General features: G+C 55.6%; 12 protein-coding genes and 1 riboswitch. Of the genes, 7 read left to right on the top strand and 5 right to left on the bottom strand.

All coding sequences use genetic code 11. From position 1 onward, the window contains the following. Window positions 1–193: 193 nt before the first annotated feature. Window positions 194–1,261, bottom strand: coding sequence for a dihydroorotate dehydrogenase-like protein (locus AC01ZF_RS01115; protein WP_424675795.1), 1,068 nt, complete (start codon window positions 1,259–1,261; stop codon window positions 194–196). Beyond that, window positions 1,258–4,836 carry a pyruvate:ferredoxin (flavodoxin) oxidoreductase gene (nifJ, locus tag AC01ZF_RS01110; RefSeq protein WP_476575043.1) on the bottom strand — a complete coding sequence of 1,193 codons (3,579 nt, stop codon included), beginning with the start codon at window positions 4,834–4,836 and terminating at the stop codon, window positions 1,258–1,260. Before nifJ ends, AC01ZF_RS01115 begins: the two co-directional genes overlap by 4 nt. Before the next feature lie 239 nt (window positions 4,837–5,075). Here nifJ and AC01ZF_RS01105 point away from each other — a divergent pair, with 239 nt between their 5' ends. Further along, window positions 5,076–5,627, top strand: a complete 552-nt coding sequence (locus AC01ZF_RS01105) for a DUF2064 domain-containing protein (RefSeq protein WP_424675797.1) — start codon at window positions 5,076–5,078, stop codon at window positions 5,625–5,627. A gap of 8 nt (window positions 5,628–5,635) precedes the next feature. Here AC01ZF_RS01105 and AC01ZF_RS01100 read toward each other — a convergent pair whose 3' ends face one another. Then, on the bottom strand, window positions 5,636–6,739 hold the full coding sequence (locus AC01ZF_RS01100) for a glycosyltransferase (protein WP_428111017.1): 1,104 nt from the start codon (window positions 6,737–6,739) through the stop codon (window positions 5,636–5,638). 68 nt (window positions 6,740–6,807) lie between these two features. After that, a riboswitch (FMN riboswitch) is annotated at window positions 6,808–6,970 on the top strand. 173 nt (window positions 6,971–7,143) lie between these two features. On the opposite strand from AC01ZF_RS01100, the gene ribD reads away from it, so the two are divergent. The 6 genes from ribD (at window position 7,144) to AC01ZF_RS01070 (ending at window position 12,382) form a co-directional block, all read left to right on the top strand. Further along, window positions 7,144–8,373: a bifunctional diaminohydroxyphosphoribosylaminopyrimidine deaminase/5-amino-6-(5-phosphoribosylamino)uracil reductase RibD gene (gene ribD, locus AC01ZF_RS01095; RefSeq protein WP_424675799.1), complete on the top strand. Its 1,230-nt coding sequence runs from the start codon at window positions 7,144–7,146 to the stop codon at window positions 8,371–8,373. Then, a complete protein-coding gene (locus tag AC01ZF_RS01090; RefSeq protein ID WP_424675800.1) occupies window positions 8,301–8,912 on the top strand; it encodes a riboflavin synthase in 612 nt (203 codons plus the stop codon). The genes ribD and AC01ZF_RS01090 overlap by 73 nt, the downstream gene beginning before the upstream one ends. Next, window positions 8,893–9,537: a 3,4-dihydroxy-2-butanone-4-phosphate synthase gene (ribB, locus tag AC01ZF_RS01085; RefSeq protein WP_424675801.1), complete on the top strand. Its 645-nt coding sequence runs from the start codon at window positions 8,893–8,895 to the stop codon at window positions 9,535–9,537. Before AC01ZF_RS01090 ends, ribB begins: the two co-directional genes overlap by 20 nt. A 9-nt stretch (window positions 9,538–9,546) precedes the next feature. Then, window positions 9,547–10,044 (top strand): 6,7-dimethyl-8-ribityllumazine synthase, encoded by a 498-nt coding sequence (gene ribH / locus AC01ZF_RS01080; RefSeq protein WP_424675802.1) that lies wholly within the window; start codon window positions 9,547–9,549, stop codon window positions 10,042–10,044. Window positions 10,045–10,180: 136 nt separating this feature from the next. Then, a complete protein-coding gene (carA, locus tag AC01ZF_RS01075; protein WP_424675803.1) occupies window positions 10,181–11,305 on the top strand; it encodes a glutamine-hydrolyzing carbamoyl-phosphate synthase small subunit in 1,125 nt (374 codons plus the stop codon). Window positions 11,306–11,668: 363 nt separating this feature from the next. Beyond that, window positions 11,669–12,382, top strand: coding sequence for a hypothetical protein (locus AC01ZF_RS01070; RefSeq protein WP_424675804.1), 714 nt, complete (start codon window positions 11,669–11,671; stop codon window positions 12,380–12,382). Window positions 12,383–12,471: 89 nt separating this feature from the next. On the opposite strand, the gene menC is transcribed toward AC01ZF_RS01070, so the two are convergent. Together menC and AC01ZF_RS01060 are read right to left on the bottom strand one after the other, a co-directional pair. Further along, on the bottom strand, window positions 12,472–13,581 hold the full coding sequence (gene menC, locus AC01ZF_RS01065) for an o-succinylbenzoate synthase (RefSeq protein WP_424675823.1): 1,110 nt from the start codon (window positions 13,579–13,581) through the stop codon (window positions 12,472–12,474). Beyond that, on the bottom strand, window positions 13,581–14,294 hold the full coding sequence (locus tag AC01ZF_RS01060; RefSeq protein ID WP_424675805.1) for an FKBP-type peptidyl-prolyl cis-trans isomerase: 714 nt from the start codon (window positions 14,292–14,294) through the stop codon (window positions 13,581–13,583). Before AC01ZF_RS01060 ends, menC begins: the two co-directional genes overlap by 1 nt. Window positions 14,295–14,363: the final 69 nt, after the last annotated feature.

The raw sequence follows: 14,363 nt of genomic DNA, 5'->3' as shown, positions 1-14,363 counted from the left end.
TTTGCACGCTGTAATTATGCTTGAAAAGACTGATACCAATGCCTGAAATATACTCCTTATTTGCTTATTTGTCAAGAGATATGTATAAATATTTGAATATTATCCATGTTACTAAGACTGTGGAGGGTACGTGCATGTATCGTCTGCTTCCCCGCTTCTTTACGCGAGAAGCGGGGAAGAGTGTCGTGTTGTCTTATCCTTCATCAGCGAGGAACGGATACAACATCCGTCCGGTCAGATCGGTATGGCTCCCAAGGGCGTAAGGCGGACGATAATCATCGAGGACCCGAATGTAGTTAGCGCGCTCAAAGGCGGCCGGTTCGGCGACGGCGCGCTGGCTCATACTGCCGTGCAGTTGTGCTACCGATTCGTATTCGTGTTCGGTAAGCCACAACTCCATGTCGTGCAAGATAGTGCGGAGGACATCGGGGGCGCGACCGCGTAATAATGCCGATGCTATCATCGTTACGTTGGCCCCGGCCATCAGGCCCTTGAGTACGTCGATAGCGTTGTGAACACCGCTGCTCAGGGCAAACTCTAACGGGATGCGTCCGTAGAGGAGGGCGATCCAACGCAATGGTAGCCGCAATTCTGCCGAAGTGCTCAGTTGCAAATTGGGCCGCACCGAGAGCTGTTCGAGATCGAAATCAGGTTGGTAGAAGCGGTTGAACAACACCAATGCATTCGCCCCCGCTTCCATCAGTCGCCATGCGAAGTTGGGGAGGGCGGTGAAGTAGGGTCCGATCTTCACCGCCAGTGGGATGCTGATCTCGGCACGCACTGCTTTAACCAAATCAACATAGATGTCTTCAAGCTCGGAGCTGGTGATGTTGGTATCGATTGGTACAAAGTAGATGTTGAGTTCGAGCGCATCAGCACCGGCTTCTTGGATCAAGCGTGCGTAATGCACCCAACCCCCCCTTGAGACGCCGTTGAGGCTACCGATGACCGGAATGCTCAGGGCCTGTTTCAGGGCTGCTACATGCTCGAGGTAGCGTTCGGGGCCGGTGCTATACGTTCCGTGTTCGGGCAGATAACTGAGGGCTTCGGCAAAGCTCTCGGCCCCATGGCTTAGCATACGGTCCAGTTCGAGGCTCTGCTGGATGATCTGCTCTTCAAAGAGTGAGTACATCACCACTGCCCCTAGTCCGGCCTCTTCCAGTTGGCGGACAAGTTCGACGTTGCGGCTGATGGGTGAGGCTGCGACCACGATTGGTGTACGCAGCTTCATGCCCAGATAGGTGGTACTAAAGTCGATCATCGCAGCCCCTCCTTCGTCTCAGCGACCAGCTCGTTGGCCATCCACTGCAAATGTGCCCACTTGAGCGCCACTTGGCGACGCAAGCTATTCAGCAACTGCTCGTAGCGCGCTGGATTCGCCTGTTGCAACATTTGGAAGCGTCCTTCACGACGTAGGTAGACTTCGGGATCGAGGCTCGGCGCTTTCGAGTCGATGGTTAATGGTGAGCCTTCGTGGATGGAAGGGTTGTAGCGGTACAGCGGCCAGATACCGGTTTCAACCGCGAGCCGTTGCTGCTCAAGACCGCGACGTAGGTCGTAGCCGTGGGCGATACAGTGGCTGTAGGCAATAATGAGTGAAACGCCGGGATAGGCCTCAGCCTCTTGGAAGGCGCGTAAGGTTTGAACATCGTCGGCGCCGAAGGCAACGCGCGCTACGTAGACATCACCGTAAGTTATCGCGATTTGGGCCAGATCTTTCTTAACTCCGCCTTTACCGCTTGCAGCGAACTTGGCAACGGCGCCGGTTGGAGTAGATTTGCTCGCCTGCCCGCCGGTATTGGAGTAGACTTCGGTGTCGAGCACGAGGATATTGACATCGCGCCCTGAGGCGAAGACGTGATCGAGACCGCCAAAGCCAATGTCGTAGGCCCAGCCATCGCCACCAACAATCCAGATGCTGCGTTTGATCAGCACATCGGCTAGTGCCAGCAGTTCACGCATCGCGTTCACCTCTGGCGGGTTGCTGTCGATCAGTTCACGGAGCCGCTGCTTGAGGATGGCTACTCGTTCACGCTGTTCGCGAATACCAACTTCGGTGTGCTGATCGGCGTTGAGCAGGTCTTCGACAAACTCAGCACCAAGGATAGGGCGGAGTTGGTTGAGGAGCATGCGGGCATGGGCAAGTTGCTGGTCGATGCTTAGCCGCATACCAAGACCAAATTCGGCATTATCTTCAAATAGTGAATTGCACCATGCCGGCCCACGCCCCTCGGCGTTGGTCGTCCACGGGGTGGTCGGTAGGTTGCCACCATAAATGGACGAACAGCCGGTGGCGTTGGCAATGATCGCACGGTCGCCAAACAGTTGGCTGAGCAGCTTGAGGTAGGGTGTTTCGCCGCACCCGGCGCATGCGCCCGAAAATTCCATCAGCGGCACGTACAACTGCGTATGTTTAACACTACCGGATGGGATGAGCGTGCGGTCTACGTCGGGTAGGCTTAAGAAGAAGTCCCAGTACGCGGTTTCACGAGCGCGGATGGGGGCTTGCGGTTGCAGATTGATCGCCTTGCGTCCGACTGCACGCTTATCTTTGACCGGGCACGCCTCGACACACAAGCCACAGCCGGTGCAGTCTTCCGGTGCGACTTGCAGTGTATAGCGTTGGCCTGGGAATTCTTTGAAGCGGGCCGGTGCGCTCTGGAAACCTTCGGGAGCGCCGGCGAGCGCCTCTTCAGGGTAGACTTTCGCCCGGATGGTTGCGTGCGGACAGACAAACACACACTTGTTGCATTGAATGCAGATGTTCGGATCCCACACTGGAATCTCGATTGCGATATTACGCTTCTCCCACTTGGTGGTGCCGGTGGGGAAGGAGCCATCAATGGGAATAGCACTGACTGGCAGTTCATCGCCGCGCCCGGCAATCATCGGGCCGAGCACCTCACGCACGAACTGCGGTGCATGCTCAGGCACCGGAGGACGCATCGGTAAGCCGTTATCTTCACTTGGCGGCGGAATAGGTACTTCGTAGAGGCGATCAAGGGTGCGATCGACGGCAGTCCAATTCTGCTTCACGACAGCCTCACCACGCCGACCGTAAGTCTTCTTGATCGATTGCTTAATGGCGGCAATGGCGTCTTCGCGCGGTAACACGCCACTGATGGCGAAGAAGCAGGTTTGCATAACGGTGTTAATGCGACCACGCATACCGACTTCGTTCGCTACTGCCGTTGCATCAATCACATAGAAGCGCAGGTTTAGATCGCGAATCTTGCGCTGGACGACGGTCGGCAATTGGTGCCAGACCTGATCGGGACCGTAAGGACTGTTGAGTAGGAAGACCCCGTTGGGAGCAGCGTATTGCAAGACATCAAACCGCTCGAGGAAACTAAAGTTATGACAAGCGACGAATTGGGCTTGGCCCTTGCCGATAAGGTAGGGGGTTGCCAGTGGCGAGGGGCCAAAGCGCAAATGCGAGATGGTCACCGACCCTGACTTCTTCGAGTCGTAGACGAAATACCCTTGAGCGTAGCGTTCGGCCTCACCTTCACTGCTATCGCCGATGATCTTAATACTGTTCTTGTTCGCTCCGACCGTGCCGTCTGAGCCGAGTCCCCAGAATACACAACGTACCGTGCCGGGGGGATCGATGCAGAGATCGGGATCGTAGCTCAAACTGCTATGACTGACATCATCGTTGATCCCGACGGTGAAGTGCTCTTTGGGATGGGGTTTTGCCAACTCGGCAAAGACGGCTGCCGCCATACCGGGTGTAAACTCTTTGGACGAGAGGCCGTAGCGTCCCCCGATAATCGTGATCGGCTGATCGCGTAATGCGCTTACCACATCGAGGAAGAGCGGCTCTCCAGAAGCGCCTGGCTCTTTGGTGCGGTCGAGGACGGCAATGGCTTTTACGGTTGGCGGAAGGACGGCGCGGAATGCCTCGGCGGCAAAGGGCCGGAATAGGCGCACCATCACCACCCCGACCTTCTCACCCTGCCGATGAAGGTAGAATGCCGTCTCACGGGCGGTCTCACCACCCGATCCCATTATCACAATCACCCGTTCGGCATCGGGTGCGCCAAAGTAGTCGAAGAGATGATAATGGCGACCGGTGATGGCCGCGAAACGATCCATCTGCTCCTGCACGACGTTGGGAAAGGCATCGAGAATGGGTTGGATGCGCTCACGAGCTTGAAATGCGACATCTGGATTCTGCGCCGTACCGCGAATCACCGGATGTTCGGGGGAGAGGGCGTGAGCACGCTGATCGTAGACCCACTCGTCCTTGATCATAGCCCGAATCTCCTCCGGTTCGAGCTGAATAATCGTATTCACCTCGTGCGAGGTGCGAAATCCGTCGAAGAAGTGGATCACCGGTAGCTTACCGGCCAGTGAACTGGCGTGGGCAATGAGGGCTAGATCCTGCGCCTCTTGAACCGACGCTGACGCGATCATGCCAACACCGGTGGTACGGGCGGCCATCACATCAGATTGATCGCCGAAGATCGATAACGCTTGGGTTGCCACAGCGCGCGCCGCAACGTGGAACACACCGGGCGTCATCTCGGCGGCCATCTTGAACATGTTGGGGATCATCAACAGCAGTCCTTGCGAGGCGGTGAAGGTAGTGGTCAAAGCGCCGGTCTGCATAGCACCGTGTAATGCACCGGCAGCTCCACCCTCAGACTGCATTTCATACACGGTTGGTACGACACCCCACAGGTTTGGCTTACCGGCGGCCGCATACGCATCGGCAAGCTCACCCATCGGAGTGGAAGGGGTTATCGGATAGATTGCGATCACTTCACTCAGTTGATAGGCAACGTTAGCAACTGCTTCATTGCCATCCAGCGTTACATGCCGTGATCCCATAGCTGCCTCCTTGGCTGTATGCAGGAAACGCGCTGCCTGCTTTCATCAGTATAGAAGCAGTGTGGGAAAGCGTCAGATGAAACTCAGGCAACTCTCGGTGATGATAAATTCATTCTGTAACTATTTCGACCAGCAAAGATTCATCTATTTTTTAACTATTGAACCCGTTTCCTGATCAGGGGGCGATTACGACGTTCTATAATAGGGAACGATCTCACGCGACAAAGATGGAGCGTTGCATGCAGCGCACAACTCTCATTTTCGACCGTACCGCCATGTTACGCGAGTCATTCGGTATTGAAGCGAGCTGGTGGTCGAGTGCCTTTATCGCCGATTTGCAAACGTTGACGATGCGTGTCACCGGAGTGACGGCTATCGTGACAAGTGCGGTACACATTGCTGCCGAGTCGGTTGATGGACCACTGGTGGTAATCAGTGGTGATACTCCGCATCTGCCGGAGACGCGCCTCCGCGATGCTTTTACGCTATTAGAGGCGGGAGCCGATCTGGTGCTGGGACCGTGTGACCGGGGTGGGTGGTATGTGCTGGGGATACGTTCCTCATCTTTGGCTGCGTATCTTCCCTCTACGTCAGTACTATCGTGGCTGGAGCAGATACGCCACCAGAGGCTGCGTGTAGAGCAATTGCCGTTCTGGTTTCGGGTTACCTTACCATCCGATCTCACAACGCTAGCTGCCGCTTTGCGGACTATGCCGGCTACCTACGCCCCGGCAACGCGCCGTCTACTCGGCAACAACGATGGTATGCTGGCGCGAGAGTGGGGCGCCTGAGGTAACGGTCATGAGTCTACAACCTCGCGATACACCTGCTCAATGCGCTCCACCATCTGAGAAAGGCGGAATTCGGTCATTGCTCGTTCTCTCCCGGCCAGCCCAAGCGCGCGTGCTCGGTTAGGGTTGTTAAAGAGGCTTGCTAACGCTTGTGCCAGTGCCGATGGATCGGCGGGCGGAACCACCAACCCAGTTCGTCCGTGTTGGGTCACGAAACTGGTCCCGGTACCTAGTTCGGTACAGATCACCGGTAGGCCGGCCAATTGCGCCTCGATTTGGACAATACCGAAGGCTTCGCTGCGTGCCACCGACGGTAATACAAACACATCGGCGAGCGCGTAGAGCGCGCGTAACGTCATCTGATCAACTTCCCCTAACACATGCACCCGGTACTCAACGCCTAACGCGGCGGCGAGCCTCACGAGATCGTAACCACGCACCGTTGCATCCCCACCGGCGATAATGGCATGACCACGCGGTAATCGTGCGATAGCCTGGATCAGGTACTCCACGCCTTTGTAGTAGCGTAGCCGTCCGACGAACAATGCATTAGGACCGGGAAAGCGCCGGTGTAGTGCAGCCACTAACGTTGGATTGGGTAACGGCAATGGAGGAAGGCCGAAGGGGATAATCTGTATCCGTTCCCGATGGCGCCGTAGCCACGGTGATGTCGCGGCTAATTGTGGGCTGGCGGCAATCACGCAGGCGGCACGGTGGAGGGTGTGATTGATCAAGGGAGCCGTCAAGCGGCCCAGCATGCGCTGACGCACAATATCGCTGTGGTAGGTTATCACGAATGGGGCCCGCGTGACGAGGAGCGCCAGATCGCCAAAAGGGTATGGATGATGCGCGTGGATCACGTCGGGGCGTAAGCGTGCCGCATACCAGAGCAGGGCTGGGCTTAATGGGGTGCGAGCCAGGGTAACCAGGCGCGGCACACCGATTAGTTCGACCCCGTTGCGCCACGTATGACAACCACGCCGGTCGGGTGCGACGTAGAGCACCGTTACCCGATGACCGCGTGCTACTAACCCTTCACTGAGTAGTTGCACGTGGCCTTCGATACCGCCTTTCACCGGTGGGTAGTCTTTGTAGAGTTGCAGAATGTGCATACGATCTATGATAATCGAATGACTACCCTGAGACAACCGTTCTCGTGTATAATAGAAAAGACAACTTAGCAAACCTTCGGGGCAGGGTGAGTCTGGAATTGAGTTTCAACTCAAGACCGGGCAATTCCCGATCGGTGGTATAGCCCACGAGCGGGTGGTCACATCCGACACCTCGCACGATCCGGTGAAACTCCGGAGCCGACCGTACAGTCGGGATGAAAGAAGGTTGAGCATACCGTGCTGTCCTCGTGACGACGAGGATTGTCTTGGTTTGCTTACCTACCCCGAACAATTCACTGTTCGGGGTTTTTGTATGAGCGCGGCAATTGGTAGATGGTCGAGCGCTTGCGATCGCTTTGCCCCGAAGGAACAGTATTGGTACTACGTTCCTTTGGGGTTTTTGTATGTGTCAGCATCCTGATCCCGAAACGTACATGCGTCGCGCATTGGTGCTTGCTCAACAGGCTACCGGTCGCACCAGTCCCAACCCAATGGTCGGCGCCGTGATCGTCAAAGATGGTCGGATCGTCGGTGAAGGCTATCACCGGCGGGCCGGTGAGCCGCATGCCGAAGTCGAGGCGTTGCGTGTGGCCGGAGAAGCGGCTCGCGGCGCAACGATGTATGTCACCCTCGAACCCTGTGCGCATGTTGGACGTACACCACCGTGTACCGATGCGATTATCGCTGCCGGTATTGCCGAGGTGTATTACGCCATTGCCGATCCCAATCCACTCGTCTCCGGCAAGGGGCATGCGCAGCTCGCCGCTGCCGGGATTCGGGTCCAGTCCGGTGTGTGCGAAGCGGAAGCCTTTGAACTTAATCGCCCCTTCTTCAAGCACATCACCACCGGACGTCCCTTTGTCACGGCCAAGTTCGCGATGAGCCTCGATGGAAAAATTGCGACTGTTACCGGTCAGTCGCGCTGGATCAGTAATGCTGCTGCTCGCCGGCGTGTTCACCACTTACGCAACCGTACCGATGCGGTGCTCGTTGGAGCGGGTACCGTCATTGCAGACGATCCGAGTCTCACTACTCGCCTACCCGATCTGTCGCCTGATAGCATCCGTCACCCCCTGCGGATTGTGGCTGACAGCCGCGGACGGGTCCCGTTATCGGCCAAGGTGTTCGATCCGGACTTACCCGGTCAGACAGTTGTGGCAGCAACAGAGCTGATCCCTGCCGATCATCGGCGTGCGCTGGTCGAACGTGGTGTGGATGTCTGGCTCTTGCCTGCCAACGACGACGGTCGAGTGAGACTGTCAGCCCTCTTCGATGAACTCGGTCGGCGCGGGATACTCACGGTACTGGTGGAAGGGGGGAGTGAATTGCTGGGCGCATGTTTTCGCGAACGCTTGATCGACCGGGTGTGGGTTTTTATTGCACCACTGATTATCGGTGGTCAACAGGCCCCTTGCCCAGTTGGGGGGAGCGGATATACCCTCTTATCGCACGCAGCCCGTTTAGGTCGGATACATGTTGAACTCATTCCGGCTGACGATGATGAATCGGCGGCCCCCGATATGTGGATACAAGCCGATGTATCTTATCCAGAGGAAGAGGTATGTTCACCGGTATTATCGAGGAAATTGGTACAGTCGAATCACTTGCTGAAATCGATGGCGGATGGTCGTTAACCATTCAGGCAACAACCGTGTTACAAGGTACGGAACAAGGACACAGTATTGCGGTAAACGGTGCGTGTCTAACGGTGACGGCGCTGACCAACTCCACCTTTACGGTTGGTCTTTCACCCGAAACCCTTCGTCGCACCAATCTGGGCGATCTGCGAGTTGGGGATGGGGTGAACCTTGAGCGTTCACTGGCCGTCAATGGGCGCATCGGCGGGCATTTTGTGCAGGGTCATGTTGATGGGACCGGGGTCATCACAGCGTTTCACCCTGAAGGCGATTCGCTGTGGGTGACGGTAGCGACTACCCCCGACTTGTTACGCTACATCGTGCCAAAGGGATACATCGCCGTTGACGGAACGAGCCTGACGGTGGTTGAGGTACTGCCTGATGCATTCACATTTATGTTAATTGCTTACACGCAACAGCATATCACGTTGCCACGTAAGCCGGTTGGCAGTCGCGTCAATCTCGAAGTTGATGTGTTAGCAAAGTATGTTGAAAAGTTCATCGGAGAGATGCCATATGCCGTTCGCCAGCGTTGAAACCGCAATTGCCGATTTTCGTGCCGGTAAGTTTGTGATTATCGTCGATGCTGCCGACCGTGAAAACGAAGGCGATTTAGCGATTGCCGCCGAGTTTGTCACACCGGCGGCGATCACCTTTATGGCGCGCGAAGGGTGTGGCCTGATCTGTGTCGCGATGACCGGTGAGCGGCTTGATGAGCTACAGCTACCGCTCATGGTCCCACCCACCAATAACACGAACCATTTTGGCACTGCGTTCACCGTTTCGGTTGAAGCACGCTACGGAGTCACGACCGGTATTTCGGCCTTTGATCGAGCGACGACTATTCGGACATTGATCGATCCGGCAACTCGTCCTGAAGATCTCGTGCGGCCCGGTCATGTCTTTCCATTACGGGCCAGAGACGGCGGCGTGCTCGTCCGACCCGGTCAAACCGAAGCATCGCTCGATCTGGCCCGCTTGGCCGGTCTCTATCCGGCGGCGGTTATCTGCGAGATTATGAATCCTGATGGTACGATGGCACGTTTACCCGATCTGGAGCGATTTGCTACTCGTCATGGACTCACCCTGCTATCGATTGCCGATCTCATCGCGTACCGCCGGCGCATCGAGCAGGTTGAGCCGATGATAGTAACTGCATAGGAGCGAGCAATGGGGCAAACCTTTGAAGGTCAACTGGTCGGCGCCGGTTTAGTCTGTGGGATTGTCATCTCGCGCTTCAACGATACGATTGGGCGTGAGCTGTTGCGTGGTGCAATCGATACTTTGACGCGGCACGGTGTTGCCACTGATGATATTGATATTGCGTGGGTGCCAGGTGCGTTTGAGATCCCGTTGGTCGCCAAACGCATGGCCGAGCGCAAACGTGCTGCCGATGATCGCCCGTATTACGACGCCATCATCTGCTTAGGGGTCGTGATTCGAGGAGCAACCAGCCATTTCGATTACGTCGCCGGGCAGGCGGCAAACGGCATTGCGTCCAGTGCCTTAGCCACCGGCGTACCGATCATTTTTGGGGTACTCACGACCGATACAATTGAACAAGCTATCGAGCGCGCCGGGACAAAAGCCGGTAATCGTGGGAGTGACGCCGCATTAGCCGCAATTGAAATGGCTACTCTGCTGCGGTCGTTTGCGTGGAACAGGTAGTATCGGTAGTTGACATAATAAAACTATCATCAGCGCGTCGGTTCTCCACCACCGGCGCGAACGCTTATGATACAATACCGCAAATGACTCGGCAGGCAATGGCTATTGGCCCAAGCCCCACCACGAGAACATGACAATGGATGCAATACTTGTGCTTGAAGATGGTCGTGTGTTTCCCGGTCGTTCGTTTGGTGCTCCCGGTGAGCGGATCGGTGAGGTGGTGTTTCACACCGGCATGACCGGCTACCAAGAGATTCTGACCGATCCTTCCTACTGTGGTCAACTTGTCACGATGACTGCGTCGCATATTGGAAATACCGGCGTCAACGATTTTGACCCTGAATCGATCCAGCCGCAAGTAGCGGGCTTTATCGTGCGCAGTTATAGCGAACACTATAGTTCGTGGCGGGCCAGAGGGAGCCTATCCCAATTGTTGCGTGACTACGGGATTGTCGCGATTAGCGAGGTCGATACACGGGCCTTGACGCGCCATATTCGTACTGCCGGTGCGATGCGCGGGATTATCTCAACCACCGGCGAGTCGATTGAAACCCTGTTAGCAAAGTGTCGAGCTGCACCACCGATGGAAGGCCAAGACCTAACGCAGGTGGTGACTTGTCCCGAACCGTACCATTGGACAACGAACAGCGAGCCGTTTACCCCGCCCTACCCCAACGGCCCCGCCAAAGAGCTTACGTACCATGTGGTGGCTTACGATTTTGGGATCAAGCGCACCATCTTACGGCGCTTAGTCGATCATGGTTGCCGGGTGACCGTCGTTCCGGCGACGACATCACCGGCTGAGGCGTTGGCGCTCCAACCTGATGGCATCTTCTTCTCAAACGGGCCGGGTGATCCGGCGGCGGCGACCTATGCGGTGGCGACGTTGCGCGCGTTGCTGGGTAAATTGCCGATCTTTGGTATCTGCCTCGGTCACCAACTGATGGGGCTGGCATTAGGTGGACGCACGTACAAGTTGCCGTTTGGTCATCACGGGGCGAACCATCCGGTACGCTATCTGCCAACGGGGCGGGTGGAGATTACCTCGCAAAATCACGGCTTTGCAGTTGATCCGGATTCGTTACCGGCAGGCGTTGAATTGACCCACATCAACCTGAACGATCAGACGTTGGAAGGGTTTAGCTATCCAGAACTGCATTGCTTCAGTGTACAGTATCACCCTGAAGCCGGGCCTGGTCCACACGATGCGACCTATCTCTTTGCCCAGTTTACCGCGATGATGGCTGCTGCGAAGCGGTAGGATGCACTCGATCTGCTGCTCGTCTTGCTCTAGACGAAGCGGGGGATACAGAATAACGGTTTCAATTCTCTAACCGAATTCCATGCTAGGCGGAGCTACCTGGTTGGCTGTGTGCCAACTTGCTCCTGTTCAAGCATGGATTTCTTGTTTTGATATGACAGACCGCTTTTTGTTCAGTTTTTTGTAATGGATGGTATCGAATATTGATATACAATAGTACGATATTGTGAAAGTAACGGTTTAAGAGAAGTATCAATACGTATAAATTTTTCTCTCATCGTTGTAAAAGTACTAACTGTTACTAGGAATAAAGGGTGATTGTGACTTTCTTCTACGGCTCTCTATACTAGTTGGCATATCCATATGAGTAGTACAGGGGTTAGCGCCATGCTAAAAGGGATTATCCTCCTCGTGGAGCATGAGCCTGACCGCCGCAACCGCTTAACCCAGCTACTTAACCGATTGGATTGGGCAGTAGTGGCAGTCAGTGATGTTCGTTCAGCCTATGATGATGTGAACCAGATGGCGTTTGATTATCTGATTATCGATCGGATCAATGCCTCACTTCGCGATTACGCACTGATTGCCAGTCGAATCCCTCGTATTTTCAATAGTCACTGGCTTGATAACCACCACGATCAACTGGTCAAGCTTGTCCCGACATGTTCTGCCGAGCGGTTTTCGTGTCTGTGGCAGCGGTCGACGAAACCTGCACACATCTCCCCCGACATCGCAACGAAACCCTCCCCTCATCCTCAAGCGCTGGTCGTAGATACATCGTCGTGGCCAACCTTGATGGTAAATGCAGCCGTAGCACGGGCCTTGTTCAACAATCGCGAGATTCCGCTTAATCAATGCGAGCTTGAAGTTATTCACTATCTGTCGCAATTACCGAGTCAGATAGCTTCGTTTGAGTCATTGGCCGATCTGATTTACAAGCGAAAAATGCAATATTGTGAAGCACGTGAACTGGTGAAAGCCCGACTCGCTCGATTGCGCCGGAAGCTGCCTGGCATTATTCAGCCGGTGCGTGGGTATGGGTTTTTGCTCGGAGCACGGTTACTATCTGAACAGTAACGACGGTGTCGGTGCTATAAGCAGAAGAGGTAGATGTAACATCTACCTCTTCATTCAGTAACCGCTCGTAGGTAGTCGGCTGCGTCAGATTAGATCCGTAACATTACGTAATCGATAGTTACCGCTTGTAATCGTTCGAGATCGACTTCAGCTCCGTTACCCGGCCCGGTTGGCACCGTGAGGGTGCTGTCGGGATTAAGGGTAAAGGGGTTGGTAACAATGTCTTGGTGGAAGTAGCGGTCGTTGGCGCTGATGTCACCGGGCAAGCTGAAGTTGGGTAGACTGGCCAAGCCAACGTTAGCGGCGCGTCCGATCCCGGTTTCCAGCATACCACCACACCAGACCGGAATACCGGCAGCTTGGGCCAGATCGTGGATTTGGCGCGCCGCGTGAAGCCCACCGACCCGTGACGGTTTGATGTTAATCACTCCGCAAGCGCGTAACTCGATAGCCCAACGCGCATGAGCGGGTGATACGATACTCTCGTCAAGACAGATAGGGGTACGCAGTTGACGTTGCAGTTTCGCGTGATCGATGATGTCGTCGTGAGCGAGCGGTTGCTCGATCAGCAGCAGATCAAACTCATCGAGTTTGGCAAGTTGGGCAGCCTGATCAAGGGTGTAAATGCTGTTGGCATCGACCTGTAGGCGTAAATCCGGCCAACGCTCGCGCACAGCACGGGTTGGTTCAACGTCCCAGCCTGGTTTAATCTTTAGTTTCACCCGTTGATAACCTGCACTGACGTACCCTTCAACCACTTCAAGAAGTGCTTCGATGGAAGGTTGTACACCAACGCTCACGCCAACCTCGACGCGCTGCCGAGTACCACCGAGCATCGCACTCAGACTCTGCCTACTTGCCCGTCCGAACAAATCCCAAGCAGCGAATTCAAGCCCAGCCCGTGCCATACGATTGCCGCGGACACGGGCGAATATCGTATCGACCTCCTCAGGGTAGCTGAGATCACGGCCGAGAAGCAGTGGGGCCAAAATCTCACGCATCATCACCCACGCCGTTGTCTGCGTCTCTTCATTGTACCATGGTCCAGCACCGACCGGGGCTTCGCCCCAGCCAACTGCCCCTTCGCTATGCAACGTAACGATCACCGAGTGATTCGCCTCTTCGCGCCAGCCGCTCGTCTCGAACGGTGACCGGTATGGTAGCCGGATCCGGCGCAGTTCAATCGCTTCGATCCGCATCAAACAACCTCCAGCAACTCCACTTCAAAGATCAGGGTCGCTCCCGGTGGTATGACATCACCGGCGCCACGATTACCGTAGGCCAGCGCTGCCGGAATGATCAACTGACGTCGTCCGCCAACCCGCATTCCGGCGACACCCTCATCCCAGCCTCGTATGACCCGTCCGGCGCCAAGCGGGAAGATAAACGGTTCACCACGGAGGAGGGAACTGTCGAACATACTGCCGTCGGTCAACCAACCGGTGTAGTGAACGGTGACGGTATGGCCAGCTTTGGCCACGGTACCATCGCCTACGGTCAGATCGACAAACTTGAGACCGCTGGGATTGGTGGTATAGCGGTCGGCCGGCAAGTCTTGTGGTGCTTCCGGTGGTCCGGGTAAAATCTCAACCAACTCGACATCGAACGTCAAGGTAGCGTTCGGCGGGATCACCGGTGGATAGCCGAGTTCTCCGTAAGCCAGATGGGGTGGAATGATAAGCCGCGCCTTACCGCCTACTCGCATCATCCCGATTCCCTCATCCCAACCCGGAATCACCATACCGACACCAAGTGGAAAGCTGATCGGCTCACCGCGCTCATACGAACTATCGAATACCGAACCATCGGCGAGCATACCGCGGTAGTGGACTGAAACGATAGCGCCGGGTTGCGGCTGCTCGCCGTAGCCGGGCTGGACTTCAACATACTGTAGGCCGCTGGATGTGGTCATAAGAAACTCCTGTCTGATAAGCCTATGGTTAGGCGCAGATATTGTGTTTCCCAAAAAAGTATGCCGCTG

The sequence above is a fragment of the Chloroflexus sp. genome, assembly GCF_056331925.1.
Note: the sequence above shows the minus strand (reverse complement) of the source record. Positions and strands in the feature narration are given on the sequence as shown.

Excerpts from the sequence above, each read along its gene's own strand:
- AC01ZF_RS01090 (WP_424675800.1), top strand. The coding sequence starts at position 8,301 with ATGTTCACCGGTATTATCGAGGAAATTGGTACAGTCGAATCACTTGCT.
- AC01ZF_RS01115 (WP_424675795.1), bottom strand. The coding sequence starts at position 1,261 with ATGATCGACTTTAGTACCACCTATCTGGGCATGAAGCTGCGTACACCA.
- AC01ZF_RS01060 (WP_424675805.1), bottom strand. The coding sequence starts at position 14,294 with ATGACCACATCCAGCGGCCTACAGTATGTTGAAGTCCAGCCCGGCTAC.
- AC01ZF_RS01105 (WP_424675797.1), top strand. The coding sequence starts at position 5,076 with ATGCAGCGCACAACTCTCATTTTCGACCGTACCGCCATGTTACGCGAG.
- menC (WP_424675823.1), bottom strand. The coding sequence starts at position 13,581 with ATGCGGATCGAAGCGATTGAACTGCGCCGGATCCGGCTACCATACCGG.
- ribH (WP_424675802.1), top strand. The coding sequence starts at position 9,547 with ATGGGGCAAACCTTTGAAGGTCAACTGGTCGGCGCCGGTTTAGTCTGT.
- ribB (WP_424675801.1), top strand. The coding sequence starts at position 8,893 with ATGCCGTTCGCCAGCGTTGAAACCGCAATTGCCGATTTTCGTGCCGGT.
- carA (WP_424675803.1), top strand. The coding sequence starts at position 10,181 with ATGGATGCAATACTTGTGCTTGAAGATGGTCGTGTGTTTCCCGGTCGT.
- AC01ZF_RS01100 (WP_428111017.1), bottom strand. The coding sequence starts at position 6,739 with ATGCACATTCTGCAACTCTACAAAGACTACCCACCGGTGAAAGGCGGT.
- AC01ZF_RS01070 (WP_424675804.1), top strand. The coding sequence starts at position 11,669 with ATGAGTAGTACAGGGGTTAGCGCCATGCTAAAAGGGATTATCCTCCTC.
- nifJ (WP_476575043.1), bottom strand. The coding sequence starts at position 4,836 with ATGGGATCACGGCATGTAACGCTGGATGGCAATGAAGCAGTTGCTAAC.
- ribD (WP_424675799.1), top strand. The coding sequence starts at position 7,144 with ATGTGTCAGCATCCTGATCCCGAAACGTACATGCGTCGCGCATTGGTG.